We start from the raw sequence: 19,165 nt of genomic DNA on the forward strand, positions 1-19,165 counted from the left end.
AGCTTGAGGTGATAGAATTGGATATGACCAATATGTATGAAGAACAAAAACATAAGCATGAAAATCGCTTTCAATATAAGCAGCGTAACATGTGGACTGGGATTTTATTTGGGCTTGGGGTGGTGGCATTTATAGATGAGGTGATTTTTCACCAATTATTACACTGGCATCATTTCTATGATAAGTCTACAGCAGCTATTGGACTAGTTTCAGATGGTTTATTTCATGCATTCAGCTTTTTTGCTACGATTGGATCTGCTTTTTTATTGGCTGACCTACATAGAAAACATGGGTTTTGGCTAAAAAGATGGCTAGGCGGTATTTTTCTTGGAGCAGGCTCATTTCAGCTTTACGATGGAATTATACAACATAAATTCATGAAACTTCACCAAATTCGTTACAATGTTGAGATACTACCCTATGATATCGTTTGGAACATACTGGCGTCACTATTAATAATTATCGGTATTGTCTTACTGCTCCAAACAAATCAAAAAGGACGATAGGTGGCGCATCTTGCATTCTCACGAAATTCATGCTCAAAACTTTCCTATTATGGTTCAGCTTCTACTCGCCTTGCCATTTGTTCTAGTTCTTATAGGCTATATCCTCGCTGTTATTATTTCGAATCAACATAAAAAACAATGGCCTCATTTCCGTACTATCAGTTGGATTATTGGAAATGTCTGTGCTCTTATTACATTAATTGGCCCATTGGCTGCTCTTAGTCACATTCATTTTGACGCACATATGATAGGACATTTATTGCTTGGCATGCTTGCACCATTACTTATGGCATTAGCAGCACCCATGACTCTGTTGTTAAGAACCTTACCAGTGAACAACGCACGTACACTTTCTCAGATATTAAAAAAACCGTATGTTTGTTTTATTCGTCATCCAATTATTGCATCTATTCTAAATATAGGAGGTCTATGGGTACTCTATACAACCTCACTTTTCAATTTGATGCATGAACATATACTACTGTATGTATTCATTCATCTCCATATTTTTCTAGCGGGTTATTTGTTTACCATTGCCTTTATTTATATTGATCCTACTCCACATTCATACTCTTATATTTTTCGATCCCTTACATTAGTAGTAGCATTGGCTGCTCATGCCATATTGGCAAAATTTATTTTTGCAAATCCGCCTCATCATGTACCATCGACTGAGGCAGAACTAGGTGCTAAGATCATGTACTACGGTGGAGATGCTATTGAAATCCTGCTTGTGTATATTCTCTTTTATCAATGGTTTAAAAGCACAAGGAAAACTATTCACCCTAAAGTAGCTACTTCATCACGTTAATCTCGCCCTGATGATTAGGCTAAATAGGTTTGGATAATCCGCCAGTCCTCTAGCTTTTCAGTGAACGTTTTAATATTTTTCCCTGGTATTGGACTTGTTGATGGCATTTTTTTATAGTCTCGTCCATCTAGAAGCTCTAAGCCAATATGCTTTTTAAAAACCTCAAATGCTTTCGCTCCATTAAAAAGCACTAATTGGATATTAGGGTATTGTTCAAAAAGGGTTTGAAAATCATTGGGCTTTTCATTGCGTATCGCTGCATCTAAACTTCCTTCGCGTTCACAAGTTGCAATCGTGTCCCAAAGACCGATTGCATTGTTTTTTAATAAGGCTATTCTCTCTGTATAATTATCTGGAATCGCTATCTCTAATAACTCACCCATAATAGGCCAAAAGTGATTGCGTGGATTGCCATAGTACTGCTGTTTCTCTAACGATTGTTTTCCTGGCATGGATCCAACAATGAGCACCCTTGTTGCTGAGTCTACAATTGGTAATAATATATTTTTTAATTCATTGGACACAACAATCACTCCTTTTCTCTATTGTAGCGGAAAATTCGAACCAGCAAGTAAATCTTGGCTTGAAATGAACAAGGGATGTTGACATGAATGGTTCATTTTATAAGACTGCACAATTTTGTAGCCTATACAGTAGCCTATCCAAGGTGGGAGGGGCCCCCCGTATAGAAATGGATGATGTTGTTCGATTCCTTGGAGTTGTAAATTCGGTAAAAAATGATGCTCCCATAAAGCTAAAAGTTCTTTATCTGAGTAGGATTGTAACCAAGGAGCAATCCACCTTTCCCCATATAAATCTTTCACCGCATCTTCTGCTAAGCCTTCTAAAATGAGAGAATCCAATAAAGTCATATCATCTAAAGTTTTTTTTAATATGTGTAAACGACAAACATGGTTATATTCATGAGCAAATAATGCTTGAAGCTCCTGCTTTTCTAAATCACCCACAAATAAAAAAAGCGAATGAGGATAAGCTACACCATTTTTATTGGTTATCGTTTGCTGCTGAGTAATTGGGAAAATATAAATTGGTATTGATGGGCCATTCCATTTCCTCTGTAAGTATAGAAACTCCTGCTGTACACTGGCCCATACTTCTTGCCTCTTTAATTTTTCAACATCGACTTCCTCATGAGGTAAAAATAGACCCTGTTGCTGTAATGTATAGTGAATTTCTTCTGGAAGCCCATCTCGAAATAGTTTGACTAATCGATCGCAAAGAATCGAGCATTGTAAGCTTGTTCGCTCATCCCTTCTAGTTGATTTTCTTGCACTTACAAATTCATTTAACCACTTATCCGTTGACACAACGGCCATATTATCACCTCTTCACAGCATATGTCTTGAATAGACAATCGGCTAGTGATAAATGCATCAAATCGCATATATTAGCTTGTAATGACATTGAAAGGAGGAATATGTGTGAATCCAGCTGATGCTTATAGTCTTTGCTGTAAATATCATGGTAAACGTGTTCGAATCTCGGATTCATCTGGTAAAGTACATGTTGGAGAAATCACAAGGGTAGATAGAAGACAGGTATGGATTCTACCTGATAGAAGATATAGTGGTTATGGTTTAGGGTTTTGGGGATTTGGAGGGTATGGAGGAGAAGGTTTTGGCTATGGAATTGCTCTAGGAACAATTTTAGGTATTGCGCTAGCTCCAATTATTTTCTTCTAATTCAAACCTTTTATTTAAGTGAAAAAGAAGCCATTTCAAACATTGTTGAGATGGCTCATTTTTCATTATTGAACTTGCTCTTGTTGCTGTTTGCTTTCAATCAGCTCGGATATTGTAACAAATGTGTAGCCTTGCTTTTTTAATGCAGGTAGTATTTCTTCTAGTGCTTGAATTGTTTGTGTACGGTTCCCGCCACCATCATGAAATAAAATAACATCTCCAGGCCTTGTTCCCTTCATTACCTTTTGCACAATTTTCCTTACACCAGGCTCTTTCCAATCTTGCGTATCCTGATGCCAGGACCACATTACTACCTTATAGCCGTCCTTAACAGCAGCATTAATCATAGCATCCGTGTAATTTCCACCAACGGGACGGAATAAAACTGGGGAAAAACCAGTAATACTATAAATCGTGTCATTTGTCTTTTGAAGCTCCTCTTGCAATTTTTTGATGGAAACTTTAAATGGATGTGTATACGTATGATTTGCTAATTCATGGCCTTCTGTATAAGAACGTAAAACAAGCTCTGGATATTTTTCTGCATTTTTTCCAATAATAAAAAAGGTGGCTTTTGCATCATATTTTGCTAATAAATCTAGCACAGCAGCTGTGTATTTAGGATGTGGACCATCATCAAAGGTGAGTGCAACAATTTTATCCTCTGTTTTGATATCCCAAACAACTTCACCTGTCTCCTCATAATAAGGACGACCTCTATCTGCGTAGCCTTCCTGCACTAAAAATCCCGAGATGATTAAAAAGAAAACCATAAAAATGAATACGTAATTACGTGTCATAGCATCACCTCCCAAGTCCGAAATCACAGAACTCCGTCAACTTACTATTTACGAATTACCCGGAAATATACTTGTGAAGGATTGTCTGTTTTCTCCTTTTAATTATTTCAAAAAAATTTTAAACGTTCTTTATAATTTTGAACAATATGTGAAAATCTTTGAATCGTACTTTATTTTTTTATTTATTGATGTAAAATGAAATTAAATCTGATATATAACAGTTATTATAAATACTTAAATGTTATGCAACACAATAAAGGGGATGACATATATGTGGATTATTACAGTATTTGAAGAAAACACTTATCGCATGTTTGAGTATAGTTCTAAACGTGAGGCAACAAATGCATTACATAAATTTAAAGAAACTGCTTTGCTTTCTTATACAAGATAATAAAGGATAAAAGGAATCTATTCATTTGAGTAGATTCCTTTTTGTTATAAAGTACCTCCGATGCTTCCCCCCTAATTCCTTTCATCCTTATACATCTAGCAACATATTTAGTTTTTTTTCATGAAAATGTCGAACACCTTGCTAGCCTTCACCATATGTATATAGAGAAAAGGAGTGATTTCAATGGTGACAATTGAACCTATTATGATTAAAGGGCATTTCTTCACTGCAGTAGTTGTTCAATTACCTAAAACAACATTACTAACTATTTCTAATGATACAGGCTACATTATGTGTGGTGCTTTAGATGTCGGCCTATTAAATAGTCGCTTAGTTGATCGAAAAATTATTGCTGGTCGTGCAGTAGGCGTGAAAACAATTGACGAGCTATTAACAGCTCCATTAGAATCTGTAACATATGAAGCAGAACAGCTTGGTATTACAGAAGGAATGACTGGTGTAGAGGCACTTTTAAAAATGATCTAATTGGCTAAAAAAAGCGTCAACTAGACGCTTTTCTTTTTTGTTTGCTACAAATTGGAATAAGCAATTTCCCTATTTCCCATACTGTGGGACAAAGGGAGTTGTTAATATGAATAGTAAGCAACATGTTAAAATACACGTCACCTTACTTATTATTGTTTTAATTGTTTTCATCTGGTCTTTTATAAAGCCTTCCTCCTATTTAGATTGGCTAGCTGAAGTTAGTCCGGGAATTGTGGCAATAATAGTCGTTATTTGCATTTATCGTAAATTCCGCTTCACCACATTTTCTTATTTTATTATCGCTCTCTTGTCGATACTGACATTTATAGGGGGGCATTATACCTATTCGGAAGTCCCTCTTTTTAATTGGGTAAAAGATGAATTTCATTTACAACGTAATAACTATGATCGCTTTGGCCATTTTTTAAAAGGTTTATTAGCCATCGTAATAAGGGAAATACTAATCAGGAAAACACCACTTGCAAAAGGAGCTTGGCTTACAGGTATTACGATCAGTATTCTGCTCGCAATTGCTGCTTTTTATGAAATCATTGAATGGTTAAGTACAAGAATCTCGAAGGGAAGTAAAGGAGCAAAGGATTTTTTAGGCATGCAGGGAGATAAATGGGATGCACAATGGGACATGTTTTTAGCCTTGCTGGGAGCTATTTTAGCTTTACTTCTATTCACAAAGCTACATGACAAATTTTTAAAAAGAATAAATAAATCATAAATATTTTTGCATAGCATGATTATATAACCTATGAAAGGTGGTATTAGATGTACTATGCACAGGTCAATCAACAAACACATCATCCATCACGTACTATGATTGTAATCGGCTATGGACAGGTAATGGCTACACCTAACTCTGTACAATTACAAATTGAAGTCCAAACACAGGGCAACCATGTACAAGGTTCTCAACAGGAAAATGCGGCAATCATGAATGAGGTTATGCAATCACTTATCGCACTTGGTATTCCAAGAGAACAAATTCAAACTGCTAGTTATACAATCACACCACTATATAATTTCGAAGATGGCAAACAAACTTTTAATGGCTATGAAGTAGTCAATGCCATTTCCGTCAACGTTTCAGATACCAATGATTTGGGCTTAATCATTGATACGGCTGTAGAAAATGGGGCAAATCGAATAACCAATATTCAGTTCAAAATAGCCCATACCGATGCTTACTATCAGCAAGCATTAAGTTTAGCGCTACAGAATGCTCAATTGAAGGCGAAAACAATAGCAGAAACTATGCACCTGCCTTTGCAGCCACTCCCTGTAGAGATTGTGGAAGAGCAGGCTAACACACCTATCCTTTATCGCTCTATGGCTGTATCCTCGGGAATCACGCCTATAGAACAGGGACAAATTGCTATTGATGCTTCTGTTCGTGTAAAATTTCAATACTAAAGTTAGAGCCTTCCGCTAGTCAAAGTGCAGAAGGCCCTCATTTAATTACAAGTGTATTTTTTTCAATAAGGATTTCATCATCCTGAGTTTTAATAACCATATCAAAATGTTGGCAATGTGGATGCATAAATAATTCATATTGAATACGTCGCTCATCATGTGATTGTTTTAAATAATTTATATCTGTCCCTCTTTCAAGCACATCACGATCTGATCTTCTCTTAAGCTCTGTATCCCCATCCGTATAAAAATAAATCTTTAAATCCAGTAACTCCGGATCTATAAATGCTACACACATTCCTTCTACTATCGTGATCTGTTTTTTCGAAGAAATTAATGTACTTTTCATATAATGTGTATCGATTGTCATTAAATCGAGTCCTGCTCTTATCATCTGAACATCTCGCTCCAATGATGGCAGATGATGAGCTGCGGGATGACAAGCCGTCATTTTAAAACGATGATGCTCATTTTGATATGTATAATCAAGTATTGTTTGCTTGCGAATATCCGAATTCACAATATACGGATCAGTATTCAAATAATTCACTTGATCTTGATGTAAAGCATGTATAAGTTTTTTGGTAAATGTCGTTTTTCCAGCAGCTCCATGACCAGAAATGCCGATTATGATTTTTTTATCAGCTTGTTTAACCCATTTTAAAATTTCCTTTAATATCGTCTCCATCTTACTCTCCTTCACTATAAAAGGTATGGCAAGAAACAATTCCTACCATACCAATTAATATTAGCCTTCACTATACTGTGCACCCCATATTCGCTCTATCATTACTTCATTATGCTTAGGGCTTAGTAGAAAAACATCTGGGTTGCTTAAATTTTTCCAACAGTGAAAATCAACATCCTTATCATAATACTTCAGTAGTAAAGAGATGATATTGCCATGACTTACGATTAATGTATGATCAACATCCTGTTCAAATGCATCTTTTACAAGGTCTACAATTCGATGCATCGCTTCATTACTGGATTCTCCACCATCATATTTTAAATCCATATCAACAAATGTCGCCTGTAATTTTTCGTACCAATCTGGAAAATCTCCAGTACTTAAAAGGCGCTCCGAAAGACGTTCATCCATTTCAATCGTCATACTTTTTCTACTACTTAATGGTTCAATGGATTGGATTGCTCGTAAGAAAGGGCTAGATACAATTCGATCAATTTTTAGATCTTTGAAAAACTCAGCTAAACTATCTGCTTGCTCTATTCCCTTCTGTGTTAAGGGTGCATCTAGTGATTGCCCTTGTGCTAGACAATGTCTAATGACATAAATTTTCCCCATAACAACCTCCTAGTTTAGAAAGTAATTTATTTACAATTATTATAATCCCTTTACTAAAATAGTTGCTATTCATTATCTCACTTGTTCGACATTTTTCCGCCCAAAATAATTCGTCCCTATCACACCAATAATAATCATGATGCCACCAATAAGATGATTTAGATGGAAATCTTCCTGTAAAAATAAGACCCCTGCCAAAATAGTAATAAGTGTTGCAAAATTGCTAAAGACACTCATTTTAGATGCTTCCAATTTAGATAAAGCATAATTGGATAAATAGGATGTACCGAGTGAAGATAGTATACCTAAATATAAAATAGCGAAGACAAAATGAGCATGTGTTAATGGCTTAAAAAATTCATTGAGTGTTCCATTCATCATATGACTTCCAAGAGCCATTCCATTAAAAATAACAAATCCACATAATGTCATGACATATGTTAATGCTAGTAAAGAATATTTCTTGGTAAGCCCTCTAGCAAAAATAGTATAAAGCGATGTCGCAATCGCTGATAGTAATATAAATCCCCTTCCTATAATATTTCCTGTAGTAGCATTTGCTCCATTCATCATTAATAAATAAATGACACCAAGTACAGACAAACTTACAGATACAAGCTGACCCCGTGTAGCTTTTTCCTTTAACAATAAACCTGCCAATGCTAATGTAAAAATAGGGATTGTCGCTTGAATAATTCCCGCCTCTGATGAGGAAATTTTAGCAAGTCCAAGCACTTGAAAGGTAAAAAAAGCAATTGGATACAAGATGGCTAACGGTAATATTTTTAGTAGGTCCTGCATGTTCATTATTAGCTTATTTTTTGTCATTACCATGATTATAACAATACCGATGAATGCAAAAGTAAAACGATGTGCAAGTATATCAATAGGACTTGCTACAGTCAACGTAACTTTCACAAACATAAATGAGAGCCCAATGACAAATGCATAAATTATTGCTGCTATATAGGCATTTCTATTTTCTGACATAGGATAGTACTCCTTCTTTAAACATTCCGGCCGGTATAGTTATCGTATTAAATAGAGAACTTATTGACGATATAAAAAAAACACATCTGTACCGATACAGATGTGCTGGAGGTTATGTATGCTTAAATACGAATGGATTTATTCTCAGCTCCTGACTCAGATCCAAACAGGCTCACTTCAAGCAGGGGCAAAGCTCCCCTCGATTCGCCAGTTATCACAGCAATTTTCCTGTAGTAAGAGTACGATTTTAGCATCTTTAAAAAAACTGGAGGATCAGCATCTTATCTATTCAATGCCTAAAAGTGGCTACTATGTTGTTGATCATCAACTGCCCATCCAACCAAAAATGAAAAATTACATAGATTTTGCTACATCTTCGCCCAATTGGCATGCATTCCCTTATCAAGATTTTCAGCATTGTATTAATAAAGCCATCGACACATACCAAGCAGATTTATTTAGATATGGGACACCAAAAGGCCTACCGTCATTAATAGCGGAAGCAAAAAAACTATTAACAGGCTATCAACTGTTTACAAAGGAAGAAAATATTTTCATTACTTCAGGTGTCCAACAATCTCTATCCTTGCTAAGTATAATGCCCTTTCCAAATGGTCGCTCAACCATCTTAGTGGAACAACCTAGCTATCATTTGTATATGGATTATTTAAAAACCTATGAACTTCCGGCAATGGGCATCAAAAGAACAATGGATGGCATTGATTTAGATGAACTAGAAAACATTTTTAGTAAACACGACATAAAGTTCTTTTATACGATGCCACGTCTGCACAACCCTCTAGGAACTTCCTATAGTAAAAAAGAAAAGGATGCAATCCGAAAACTTGCCTATAAATATAATGTGTATATAGTTGAAGATGATTATTTAGCGGATTTTGAGCAAAATACAAAAATAGATCCCCTATTTACGGAGGATACACAGGATCGGGTTATTTATTTAAAAAGCTTTTCTAAAATCATGTTTCCTGGCTTACGTATTGGACTTGCCGTTTTACCAAATGTTTTGATAAATACCTTTCAACAGTATAAAAATACCACTGATATTGATAGCTCCATGATCTCCCAAGCTGCATTAGAGCTCTACTTGAAAAGTGGTATGTTTGAACGTTATCAGAAAAAAGTCAGTGAAGCTTATGCAAGCCGAGCAAATCAACTTCAACAATCTATAGCAACTCATCTGGCAGACTATCAATCCTCTAAGGAAATCTGTATGCATAGCCATATCATTCTACCGAGACAGGTGAATACTTCTAAGATTATTGATCATTTAGCACAACAAAATATTTTGTTAGATCCTATTAAACGCAATTATTTAGATGCATTTTATCAGGAACGTATTATCAAACTAAATGTATCGAATATAGACGAATCCCAGATTGATGTTGGCATAAGGGAAATTGCGCTAGCCCTTCATAACACGAGCAATTATTTCTAAAGCACATTATTCATGAAACCTTATTGTAGCTCATATAATTAGACATCATAAATTGGTTCAATAAGGAGGATTCAATGCAATCTGAGAAATTGCGACTAAGGAAGATTCAACGTCTTGCATATGAAATTATGGATGAGATGCACAAAGAAAAGCATCGCACAGAAATGCACAAATTAATTCCGATTATTGATAACTTGTCGCGGGCAATTGGGGATTTAACAGATTCTGTTGGTAAATACTCACTGGATTATGTAGAAGAAAAAGTAAAAAATGCCCATGCTCTTTTATTTAACAAAGAAAAGGTAGATATTTATTAATAAAGACAGGGAAAAAGGGTAACCATATACATGGCTACCCTTTTGGCATTAATGCGTTTCAGGTTCGAATGTTTTACAGTCTGTTTCCTCGCTGTTGGAAGCATGTTGTCCCTTTTGGCTGACAACATAAATTTTTTCAGCTGTGCATTTGTTACCAGAATCCCAAAATGTGCAGTTATTGACTTCACAAAGAATTTCTTGTGCCATCGTCTCACACCTCCTCCTTGTTATCTTTAACAAATTAGAGGTAATCAATACGTTATTCAAAAAAGTCATCTTGCACTTTTGTCAGTGCTGTCTGATTTACTCCATACTGAAGTCTAGATTAGTAGGATGATTTGATAAATGTTCCTGCGTAAGCATATTTGTTGAGGGTACCTTGTTGTCAACTTCTTCAAAACGGAAGCCATCTGCCCAGACTTTACCCGAACCAATTAGTAACACACCAAAATAAATGGAATGACCTTCTTCAGGTACGTCTAAGACAATAGAATAATGATTCCATTCAGTAGAACCTGTCACAGGGCGTTGATCCATATTATCAAATTGAATCGTATCTCCTGTACCATTGTCAATACTCATCCATGCACCACACTTTGTTGCATCTGCCGTCTTTAAGTAGCATGACATTTTCAAGCGTTTCCCTTTATAGTCAGCTGCCTGAAAACCCTGCATCATTGTAGCAAATTGACTATGATTTGCTGAGGCAGTTGTGGAATACAATACTCCTGAACGCTTCCCTGAATGAAATACCTTGTCATCTGTATGAAATTTATACAATTCTGGATTAGCACCACTCAACACCCAACCTTTAACCTGTTCAACTGTTTCCATGTAATGTTCCTCCTCCATCATATTTAATGATTGCATTACTTTTCGATACTTCCCTGGTGGTAAAGCATAAACTTCTTTAAAGGCTCTTGTAAAAGCCTCTTGTGATTGAAACTGAAGTGTAACAGCAATCGTTAATATCGATACATTAGAGTACATCAAATAACTCGCTGCCATAGCTAGCCGACGTATACGAATATATTCACCAATCGTAAATCCCGTTTCTTGCTTAAAAATTCGGCTTAGATGGTACTTCGAATAGCCAGCAGTATTAGGAAAACATTCAAAAGAAATTTCTTCCATCAATTGCTCCTCGATATAGGCAATAGTTCTTTGTGTCGCTTGACTATACTCCATGTTACTCACCTCATCTTTATCATACTGGAGATGGAAACCGTTTTTTTGATGAAGGTTGCTAAATTTAGCTTAATCAATTATTTTTGTTGGTGTTGCTTCTTGCACAACGATGAGACCATCATAGGCTTCCTCAGGTGTCATTTTAATGGTGTACAGCATTTGTGTCAGCTTATACCATGGACGAAAATCATCGCCGATATTGCCCATTCTTTGCTTTTTTGAAAGAATATTCGCAAGCTCCTTCGATTGTTTGGCAGCTTCAAAATCCACATAAAAGATGTTATTGTCAATATCACTAAAGGCATCCACTAAAGCATTGTGATGCTCAATCGTATATTCCTTTCGTTCACCAGACCCATTTTGTGCCTGGAATGTATTTTTCACAAAGTCTGTGCCAATCGCAAAATATTGATCTTTATATTGCTCACTTAAATAATGCCCCATCGATTGATAGCCTGCCATCGTAGCAGAAGTTTTCTCAATATGACCATTATGAGCAGACATTAATACTTTATCATGACCTTGCGTTGCTTCATATTCAATAATCCATTGTAAATTTTCAGCTAAATATTCGTCCCGTAAATTCATATAATTATCTTCATTTAAAAATAATTGCGTACGCTGCTTCATAATTTCCGCATATTGAACAGCAAAGGAGAATTCATCCTTTGAAGATTTTTTCTCATACATCGCTTTGTTTGATTGTAAATCGTTGATGATTGTATCAATCGTTTTATCTAGCTCAATTAGCTGACTATCCGATAATTCTCTCATCGTTTTGTTGGAAACATGCTCTAGCTTAGTCGTGAATCTTTTTGCATTGTCAGCATGTACCTTGGCGTAATAATCAAGTAACCCCTTTTTACTGTAATCATAGCGCTGCATATCATTGCCATAAAAATAAATTTTCTCTTGATCATCAACTGTCTGATTATAGTCATGCATCCACTGCACAAACTCTACCATTTGTTCTGTTTTGTAGATGCCATAGTCTAACGCTTTTATAGCTTCCTCCGCCGTTCCGACACCGTTTTCGATAAATTGATTTATCTGCTGGGCACCACCAAAATCTCCTTCTAAAACGAAAACATGGACATTTTCATTTTTTATCATCGCTTTAAATATATCTCTTTTTAATGTTTGAAATTCGATATTGCCATGTGTTGCTTCCCCAAAACCAATAATTTTTACATCATCAGGAATGTTGATATCTTTAATTTCATTCGTATATTGTGCGGCATCTTTTACAGCCTCTCTCTGTCCACATCCTACTAAAGCTACTAATAGCATCGATGCAGTTAAAAAACGTAAGCTACGTTTCAGCATTCTCATTCTCCTTTTAGCTTAAATAGATTTTCGCTGGAAATAGTAATATCCTCCGAGGAAAAATACGATGAATCCGCCACCTACTACGGTTAACAATTGCTCCCACGGTACAAAGAATACATCGTCTGTATTGCCTCCTATATACATCATCGAAAAGGGTTGTGCCCAAGGATAATACGGACCAATTCTTTCAGAATTCACTGCTAAAATTGATGGTAAAGTAAATATGACATTAACAGCAAATGGAGCAGCAAAGCTTTTAAACATAATGGACATCCACAATTGCAAGGCTACTAATGGCAATGTCGCTACCCAGCCTCCTACTATGCTTTTCCAAACAATCTCCATAGGAAAAGAATCTGTATAGCCTTTTACCATCCCAACAGCAAAGACCGAGCCTAAATACAATATCTGCATTGCTAAGACAAGCAGCATAATCAATATGTATTTAGCTACAAATACTTTCCCTCTTGTTACTGGTAATGCTAAAAGCTGCTTCCATCCACCAGACTGATGTTCATACCTACAAATAAGACTGGTAAAAACACCAGAAATAAGAGGTAAAAATAATAGAGCATATGTTAAATTCATCGAAAATAACGATATATACCACTCATTGATTTCAATCCCCTGCATGTTGTCCTCTAAATTAGCGGATAGTCCTATAAAAAGTCCCATCATGGGTCCTGCTAAAATAATTGGTACCATTTTTGATTTACGTAACTTAAACCACTCAGCTTGAAGTAAAGCAATCATTATTTCACGTCCCTTCTTGCAAAATCAACCATGCCGATAATATAGAGTAAGATACCAATTCCTACGCCTAATAAGACATTGATCATCGGCTCATTCCATTGGTTCATCAATGATGGCCATTTCCATATCATCCAATCTGGAAGAACATAGGAAGAATAGGCAAAAATCACCCCAAAAATGCCTACAGTTATCGGAACCCCTTGATTATGACTTACACTCGCTATCCACAATTGAAGTGCCAAGATAGGTAATGCTGCAAACGCAGGGAAATAGCTATATTTGGCAAGCTCCATGTAAGGTACCGTGTCACCTAATTCTAAAAACAGCCCGTAGCTCAGCGTAAAAAACATTAATAACGTTGAGGCGAAAAATAGTAAGATAGCTAACAGCGTAAATTTAGACAAATATACGGTTAATTTGGAAACAGGTAATGCAATGAGCTGCTTCCAAGCATTGGTCTCATTTTCAATGCTTGCTATGAATGACGTAAGAATGGCAATACCCAAGACTATGGCAAGCGGTGTAAATGAATGCACATTTAATAAGAAATAGCCCCAATCATCCTCACTTTGCTGTAAGAGATAATCCTTTCTTACGCCATAATTGACCATTTGCAGAGCAACCACCCCTAAAGGGCCAATAAGCGTTAGAAGCCATAATCCTTTACGTTTGATTTTTAAGAAGTCAGCAGTTAATAGCTTTCCCATCATATCCCCTGTTCTCCCATCGTCATTTGGAGGAATATATCCTCCAATGAACGTTTCTCTTCCTCGACTCGGAATACCGATATACCCTCCTGAACAAGAACTTGGACAATATGAGCAACCTTTTCATCCGAGCACTCTTCTAAGAAAATCACCCCATCCTGATAATCTGCCTTAATACCATTTGCTAATAAGAAGCGCCATCCTTTTTCACCATTGTTTACTTTAAAGGTAACCTTTGGTTGGGCAAATCGACGCATAGCTTCAATAGAATCTTGGAAAATTAATTTCCCTTTCAAAACAATCCCCACTTGTGTTGCCATTTGATCAATCTCTGATAATAAATGGCTGGAGATTATAATGGTCATGCCATATTCCTCTGGTAATCTTTTAATTAAATTACGAATCTCTATAATGCCTGAAGGATCGAGGCCATTCGTTGGTTCATCTAAAATAAGTAATGCAGGACTATGTAGTAAAGAAGCAGCAATACCAAGACGTTGCTTCATTCCTAAAGAGAAACCTTTGACCTTTTTATGGGCAGCTTCCTTCAAACGGACAATGTCCAAAACTTCATCGATTCGAGTTTTCGGTACACCTAGTATTTTTCTTAGTGCCTCTAGATTCTCATATGCCGTTAAATGTGGATAATAAGAAGGGTTTTCCACCAACGAACCAATCTTAGCTAAAATTTGGATACGTTCCTTCGTAATATTCTTTTCAAAGACTTTAATTGTTCCAGAAGATGGCTTCATTAAACCTAGAAGCATTCGAATTGTAGTCGTTTTACCTGCCCCATTCGGACCTAAAAATCCATATATTTCACCTTTGCGTATTTGCAAGTTCAAATTTGAGACAGCTTGCTCTTTCCCAAAGCTTTTTGATAAGTTTTGTGTTTGTACGATATATTCCAATGTCCTCACCTCTTTAACTATCTTAAAAAGGGAAGTTTAAAAAAAGGTATGGCTACGTTTAAATTTTGTTTAAAAAATCATTTCTATCATAAAAAAAATCTGCGAGGCATTTATTTCTCAAGCTTCGCAGATTTTTTTACGATAATTTTTGTACCAGAGTGATCGGAAAGGATATCCCATTCAAGATGCATGCCCTTTATCATGACATCAACAATTGATAAGCCGATTCCAGCGCCCTTTGCATTCGACTCATTTTTCATCCCTTGACCATGATCCTCCACAATAAATGCTGTATAACACTCCGTCGATTCCGTTTTCACACTTATATACTTACCACTATTCGCGTGGCGCAGTACATTTTGAAAAATATTATCAAATACTCTCCCTAACCATAATGGATCAACACGCCATTCAATAGTCTCAAATGGCTGTAGCTCAATATCAATTGTGAAACCTTCTCGCTCGAAAACTGGATACCATGTCGTTAGATGTTCCCTTACAAATCGGATAACATTGATGTCTCTCGGTTCAAATTTATATTTACTTGCCATAAGCAATGTGTAGGACATCAAATTTTCAATTAAAGCATCAATATTCACTATGGATGTGTCCATAGCCTTTAATGCCTGCTTCCCTTCCTCAGATAACGCTTCTTTGCTAATTGTATAGGATTGGGCTCTTACCTTCGTTAAAGGTGTCCTTAAATCATGTGATAGATTAGCAATCAATTCACGTCTTAGCTGTTCTTCCTTCTGTTGACGCTGTTTACTGTCTCGCAGTTCACAAACCATTCTGTTAAAACTATGCTCCAATTGCCCAATCTCATCTCGTTTTTTCACCTGAATTTCAATAGGTAAACCATCTACATCACGTATCTCCATAGCCTCTTGCAGATATAATAGTCTTTTTCGAATTCCCTTGAAAAATAAAAGCGAAACTACAATAAAAAATAAAATAACCGCAATAACACCAAAAAATAAGAAGTTACCATAGTTATCATAGACCTTTATAAGTGGAGGATTAAAAGCTACCCTTGGAATCTCTAATACAATAAAGCCATTTGATATGTCATCACCTAAGAAGGCTATAACAGTAAATGGATCATCTCCATAACGTTCTTTTATAAATTGAGTTGTATAGGCTGGTGTCCATTTTGCTGGTAACTGATCCTTCACATTCCATGTAGTCAGTAAGTTCCCCTCTTCACTTACCCAAAACATAGAAGCTGTTGGAAATTGCTCTTGCCACTTTTGAAATAACTGCGTAATCGCATCATCTGTTGCATTGGTCATATTTTTAGCCTGTGCATGCCATTGCTCTTCAATATCACTTTCTACAAGTACTCCACTTGAAAATTCTCCTGTCCCTGTCTTTGTAATGCCTAATACGAAAATAGCAACACCCAGATAGGAAATTTGTACAATAGATATGGCTAATAAAATAATGAGCATATATTTTGCTAATAATGATCGAAAAAATTTCATTGTTTCACCCTATAGCCAATGCCTCGGATTGTTTCAATAATCATAGGCTTTGCAGGATTGATTTCTATTTTTTCTCTTAAGTAACGAATATGCACCATGAGTGTTTTATCACCTTCTATATAGCTCTCACCCCAAACACCCTCATAGAGTTGTTCCTTCGTTAAAATTTGATTTAAATGACGAATAAAATACTGTAATAAATAAAATTGTTTTCCTGTCAAAAGAATTTCTTCTTCATCAATTGTATTGATTATTTGCATATCTTTCGTATCAATTTTAAGGTGCTGCAATGTCAGTACATCCTCACTTTTTTGATATCTTCTTAATAATACTTCCAGTCTTGCTACGAGCTCATCAGGGTGAAATGGCTTTGTTAAGTAATCATCAGCAAAATGTAGCCCTTCAATTTTATCTTCAACAGCTGTTCGTGCTGATAACATTAGAATTGGCAGATCTTTATTTTCCCGTTTAATTCTTTTACCTATGGAGAAACCGTCCAATCCAGGTAGCATCACATCCAATATAGCAATATCTTTTGAGTTAATATGTTGCTCAAGCCCCTCCCCTGATTCTAGCCATGTCACATCATAGCCTCGTTCAGTTAATTCTTTGCTTACCCATTGTCCGATTTCTTTTTCATCTTCTATGTACAATATACGAATCAATGTTCATCCTCCTTGATACATTTAACTTGAAATAAAAAATTTATAATTTCCATACATGGTTATTATAGGGGAACTGTTATTTATTTTCTTAGGAAATTCAAAAACGTTGACTTATTAAAAAAAGCAACTACTAAAAGTTGCTCTTTTATTGTATACGTTGCTACTTTATCACATGCTTCAAATTCATTTAGAAAGGTGTTGGGAATCTGTATTACAAGGCAAACCTCAAAGCATGGTAAGAATCATATACCCCTAAAGTGTAAATGTTTTCTATAAATGTTACTCACTTCACATTTAGGTGCTAAAAAAAAGAAACTTCACTTCTTGTTTTTTTGATAAATATGCTAACATGGCCCTAACTATATTAAAAGTATTAGAGAAATATAATTTACTTAGGTTTTACTTATAAATAGAGGGGTGTTTATGTTTGGATATAAGACAGCTACGCTATTTTATAGCAATTGTGGAGGAAAAAAAGATTTCTGCTGCGGCTGAAAGGTTACATATTTCTCAACCACCATTAAGTCAGCATTTAAAAACGATGGAGGAAGAACTCGGTTCAAAGTTGGTAGAAAGGAGCGGCAAGTATTTTGAAGTAACTGAAGCGGGAAATACGTTATATAAATATGCATTGCAGGTTGCACAATTAATGGAAGAGGCAGAAGCAGAGGTTAAGGATATTGGATTAGGCCTTCATGGTCGATTGACATTGGGCATTAATACATTTTCAGTTGTTGAGCTACCTCCATTACTACAACAATTTCAACAATATTATCCAAAGGTGACTTATAAAATTCAACAAAACGAATCTTCTTATCTATGTAAATTAGTAAGGGACCGTGTTGTAGAACTTGCCATCATTCGCTTACCTTTAGAATTAGATGATTTCTCTGTTCTTCATATGTACACTGAACCATTTTACTTTATACAATCCAAAAAATTCGACTTCTTAGAACACGATGTATCTTTAGCTGACATACAAAATTGGCCAATCCTTTTACCAAGCACTGAAGGCTTAGGCGTACATTATTCGATATTAGAAGCATTTTCTCGCTTCCAGTTGCAGTCCCGGATTGTTGGAGAATGCTCAGATACGGCACTGTTAATGAACTTAATCGCTTCTGGCTTTAGCTCCTCTATCGTACCTGAAGCTATTTTAAAGCAATATGGAGATTTACCACTTCATGCATATAAAATTCCATCAGCAGAATTATCCACCGCAGTAGGACTCGTATGGCTGAAGAATCATTATTTATCTAAAGCTGCTCAAAACTTTGTGGATTTAATGAGGGAGCATTATTATTAACGATTAATAAAAAAGAGAACAAATTAGAAGCGTTAGTTTGCTCTCTTTTTGAACAGTTATTGAATAATCAGCATATCATTCTCATCAAACTGCCACATGTCGCCATAGGCAACTTCCCAATAGTAGCCATTTGGATCTTGAAAATAGCCACTATAGCCACCCCAAAATACTATTACGGGCTCCTTAACAATTTTTGCACCCGCCTTTTTTGCTAATGCAAAGACTCGATCTACTTCTTCTTTTGATTTACCATTATAGGCAAGAGTGATTCCACCAAAGCCTTGGCTAATCTCTGGTGGATTGGATTCATTGATATCTTTGATTAAACGTTCAATTGGAAATAACGATATTTTTGTTCCTCCATTATTAAAGAACATGACATCGGGATTCGTCTCTTCTCCGTATACCACCACTTCAAAACCCAGCCCCTCTCGGTAAAAATTGAGCGATTCTACCATATCTTTAACACCTAATGTAATTAAATTTAAACGATTCATCTTCAAAATCCCCTTTTTAAAGTATTACTACTTTAATTCTCTACCGAACGTATATTTCCTTTTATTACCGCAAGAAAAATATTTGATTAATTGTCTCCAAAGACTTTTTGTAGGCCACTCAATATTTTTTA

General features: G+C 35.9%; 25 protein-coding genes. 10 read left to right on the plus strand and 15 right to left on the minus strand.

The window, feature by feature from the left end; translation table 11 throughout:
• The first annotated feature begins 23 nt into the window (after window positions 1-23).
• Both JIN86_RS15075 and JIN86_RS15080 read left to right on the plus strand, forming a co-directional pair.
• Window positions 24-506: a DUF2243 domain-containing protein gene (locus JIN86_RS15075; protein WP_202342298.1), complete on the plus strand. Its 483-nt coding sequence runs from the start codon at window positions 24-26 to the stop codon at window positions 504-506.
• 10 nt (window positions 507-516) lie between these two features.
• On the plus strand, window positions 517-1,317 hold the full coding sequence (locus JIN86_RS15080; RefSeq protein ID WP_004231729.1) for a cytochrome c oxidase assembly protein: 801 nt from the start codon (window positions 517-519) through the stop codon (window positions 1,315-1,317).
• A gap of 14 nt (window positions 1,318-1,331) precedes the next feature.
• Here JIN86_RS15080 and JIN86_RS15085 read toward each other — a convergent pair whose 3' ends face one another.
• Both JIN86_RS15085 and JIN86_RS15090 read right to left on the minus strand, forming a co-directional pair.
• Window positions 1,332-1,841, minus strand: coding sequence for a DNA-deoxyinosine glycosylase (locus JIN86_RS15085; protein WP_202342299.1), 510 nt, complete (start codon window positions 1,839-1,841; stop codon window positions 1,332-1,334).
• A gap of 18 nt (window positions 1,842-1,859) precedes the next feature.
• Complete coding sequence (locus tag JIN86_RS15090) at window positions 1,860-2,654, minus strand: DUF2268 domain-containing putative Zn-dependent protease (RefSeq protein WP_004231725.1); 795 nt, start codon at window positions 2,652-2,654, stop codon at window positions 1,860-1,862.
• A gap of 105 nt (window positions 2,655-2,759) precedes the next feature.
• Here JIN86_RS15090 and JIN86_RS15095 point away from each other — a divergent pair, with 105 nt between their 5' ends.
• A complete protein-coding gene (locus JIN86_RS15095) occupies window positions 2,760-3,020 on the plus strand; it encodes a hypothetical protein (RefSeq protein WP_004231722.1) in 261 nt (86 codons plus the stop codon).
• Between the two features lie 65 nt (window positions 3,021-3,085).
• Here the strand turns inward: JIN86_RS15095 and JIN86_RS15100 are convergent, their stop codons facing one another.
• A complete protein-coding gene (locus JIN86_RS15100) occupies window positions 3,086-3,820 on the minus strand; it encodes a polysaccharide deacetylase family protein (RefSeq protein ID WP_053075725.1) in 735 nt (244 codons plus the stop codon).
• Window positions 3,821-4,091: 271 nt separating this feature from the next.
• On the opposite strand from JIN86_RS15100, the gene JIN86_RS23810 reads away from it, so the two are divergent.
• The 4 genes from JIN86_RS23810 (at window position 4,092) to JIN86_RS15115 (ending at window position 6,125) form a co-directional block, all read left to right on the plus strand.
• Window positions 4,092-4,214, plus strand: a complete 123-nt coding sequence (locus JIN86_RS23810) for a hypothetical protein (protein ID WP_004231718.1) — start codon at window positions 4,092-4,094, stop codon at window positions 4,212-4,214.
• A 183-nt stretch (window positions 4,215-4,397) separates the two neighbouring features.
• A complete protein-coding gene (locus JIN86_RS15105; protein WP_004231716.1) occupies window positions 4,398-4,700 on the plus strand; it encodes a YunC family protein in 303 nt (100 codons plus the stop codon).
• A 106-nt stretch (window positions 4,701-4,806) separates the two neighbouring features.
• Window positions 4,807-5,433 carry a DUF2238 domain-containing protein gene (locus tag JIN86_RS15110; RefSeq protein WP_202342300.1) on the plus strand — a complete coding sequence of 209 codons (627 nt, stop codon included), beginning with the start codon at window positions 4,807-4,809 and terminating at the stop codon, window positions 5,431-5,433.
• Window positions 5,434-5,480: 47 nt separating this feature from the next.
• Complete coding sequence (locus tag JIN86_RS15115; RefSeq protein WP_202342301.1) at window positions 5,481-6,125, plus strand: SIMPL domain-containing protein; 645 nt, start codon at window positions 5,481-5,483, stop codon at window positions 6,123-6,125.
• A gap of 37 nt (window positions 6,126-6,162) precedes the next feature.
• Here JIN86_RS15115 and JIN86_RS15120 read toward each other — a convergent pair whose 3' ends face one another.
• From JIN86_RS15120 to JIN86_RS15130, 3 genes are all read right to left on the minus strand, one after another.
• Window positions 6,163-6,813 carry a uridine kinase family protein gene (locus JIN86_RS15120; RefSeq protein WP_202342302.1) on the minus strand — a complete coding sequence of 217 codons (651 nt, stop codon included), beginning with the start codon at window positions 6,811-6,813 and terminating at the stop codon, window positions 6,163-6,165.
• A 60-nt stretch (window positions 6,814-6,873) separates the two neighbouring features.
• Window positions 6,874-7,431 (minus strand): histidine phosphatase family protein, encoded by a 558-nt coding sequence (locus tag JIN86_RS15125; protein ID WP_202342303.1) that lies wholly within the window; start codon window positions 7,429-7,431, stop codon window positions 6,874-6,876.
• 72 nt (window positions 7,432-7,503) lie between these two features.
• The gene (locus tag JIN86_RS15130) at window positions 7,504-8,421 is read right to left on the minus strand and encodes a DMT family transporter (protein ID WP_202342304.1); all 918 of its coding nucleotides are present in this window, start codon (window positions 8,419-8,421) and stop codon (window positions 7,504-7,506) included.
• Window positions 8,422-8,539: 118 nt separating this feature from the next.
• Between JIN86_RS15130 and JIN86_RS15135 the strand changes: the two genes are divergently transcribed.
• Window positions 8,540-9,877, plus strand: a complete 1,338-nt coding sequence (locus JIN86_RS15135; RefSeq protein ID WP_202342305.1) for an aminotransferase-like domain-containing protein — start codon at window positions 8,540-8,542, stop codon at window positions 9,875-9,877.
• Between the two features lie 74 nt (window positions 9,878-9,951).
• Window positions 9,952-10,194: a hypothetical protein gene (locus tag JIN86_RS15140; RefSeq protein WP_004231701.1), complete on the plus strand. Its 243-nt coding sequence runs from the start codon at window positions 9,952-9,954 to the stop codon at window positions 10,192-10,194.
• A 48-nt stretch (window positions 10,195-10,242) separates the two neighbouring features.
• Here the strand turns inward: JIN86_RS15140 and JIN86_RS15145 are convergent, their stop codons facing one another.
• The 8 genes from JIN86_RS15145 to JIN86_RS15180 form a co-directional block, all read right to left on the minus strand.
• Complete coding sequence (locus tag JIN86_RS15145; RefSeq protein WP_004231699.1) at window positions 10,243-10,401, minus strand: DUF1540 domain-containing protein; 159 nt, start codon at window positions 10,399-10,401, stop codon at window positions 10,243-10,245.
• Between the two features lie 96 nt (window positions 10,402-10,497).
• A complete protein-coding gene (locus JIN86_RS15150) occupies window positions 10,498-11,382 on the minus strand; it encodes a helix-turn-helix transcriptional regulator (RefSeq protein WP_202342306.1) in 885 nt (294 codons plus the stop codon).
• A gap of 69 nt (window positions 11,383-11,451) precedes the next feature.
• Window positions 11,452-12,708: an erythromycin esterase family protein gene (locus tag JIN86_RS15155; RefSeq protein WP_237497302.1), complete on the minus strand. Its 1,257-nt coding sequence runs from the start codon at window positions 12,706-12,708 to the stop codon at window positions 11,452-11,454.
• Between the two features lie 18 nt (window positions 12,709-12,726).
• The gene (locus tag JIN86_RS15160) at window positions 12,727-13,464 is read right to left on the minus strand and encodes an ABC transporter permease (protein ID WP_004231691.1); all 738 of its coding nucleotides are present in this window, start codon (window positions 13,462-13,464) and stop codon (window positions 12,727-12,729) included.
• Window positions 13,464-14,174, minus strand: a complete 711-nt coding sequence (locus tag JIN86_RS15165; RefSeq protein ID WP_202342308.1) for an ABC transporter permease — start codon at window positions 14,172-14,174, stop codon at window positions 13,464-13,466. Before JIN86_RS15165 ends, JIN86_RS15160 begins: the two co-directional genes overlap by 1 nt.
• Window positions 14,171-15,082 (minus strand): ABC transporter ATP-binding protein, encoded by a 912-nt coding sequence (locus tag JIN86_RS15170; protein WP_202342309.1) that lies wholly within the window; start codon window positions 15,080-15,082, stop codon window positions 14,171-14,173. The genes JIN86_RS15165 and JIN86_RS15170 overlap by 4 nt, the downstream gene beginning before the upstream one ends.
• A gap of 110 nt (window positions 15,083-15,192) precedes the next feature.
• A complete protein-coding gene (locus tag JIN86_RS15175) occupies window positions 15,193-16,566 on the minus strand; it encodes a sensor histidine kinase (protein ID WP_202342310.1) in 1,374 nt (457 codons plus the stop codon).
• The gene (locus JIN86_RS15180) at window positions 16,563-17,231 is read right to left on the minus strand and encodes a response regulator transcription factor (protein ID WP_004231684.1); all 669 of its coding nucleotides are present in this window, start codon (window positions 17,229-17,231) and stop codon (window positions 16,563-16,565) included. The genes JIN86_RS15175 and JIN86_RS15180 overlap by 4 nt, the downstream gene beginning before the upstream one ends.
• Window positions 17,232-17,658: 427 nt before the next feature.
• Between JIN86_RS15180 and JIN86_RS15185 the strand changes: the two genes are divergently transcribed.
• Window positions 17,659-18,537: a LysR family transcriptional regulator gene (locus JIN86_RS15185; protein ID WP_202342311.1), complete on the plus strand. Its 879-nt coding sequence runs from the start codon at window positions 17,659-17,661 to the stop codon at window positions 18,535-18,537.
• Window positions 18,538-18,593: 56 nt separating this feature from the next.
• Here JIN86_RS15185 and JIN86_RS15190 read toward each other — a convergent pair whose 3' ends face one another.
• On the minus strand, window positions 18,594-19,034 hold the full coding sequence (locus tag JIN86_RS15190) for a VOC family protein (RefSeq protein WP_009370586.1): 441 nt from the start codon (window positions 19,032-19,034) through the stop codon (window positions 18,594-18,596).
• Between the last annotated feature and the right edge of the window lie 131 nt (window positions 19,035-19,165).

Source organism: Lysinibacillus sp. HST-98, from assembly GCF_016757845.1.
GTDB lineage: Bacteria > Bacillota > Bacilli > Bacillales_A > Planococcaceae > Lysinibacillus > Lysinibacillus capsici.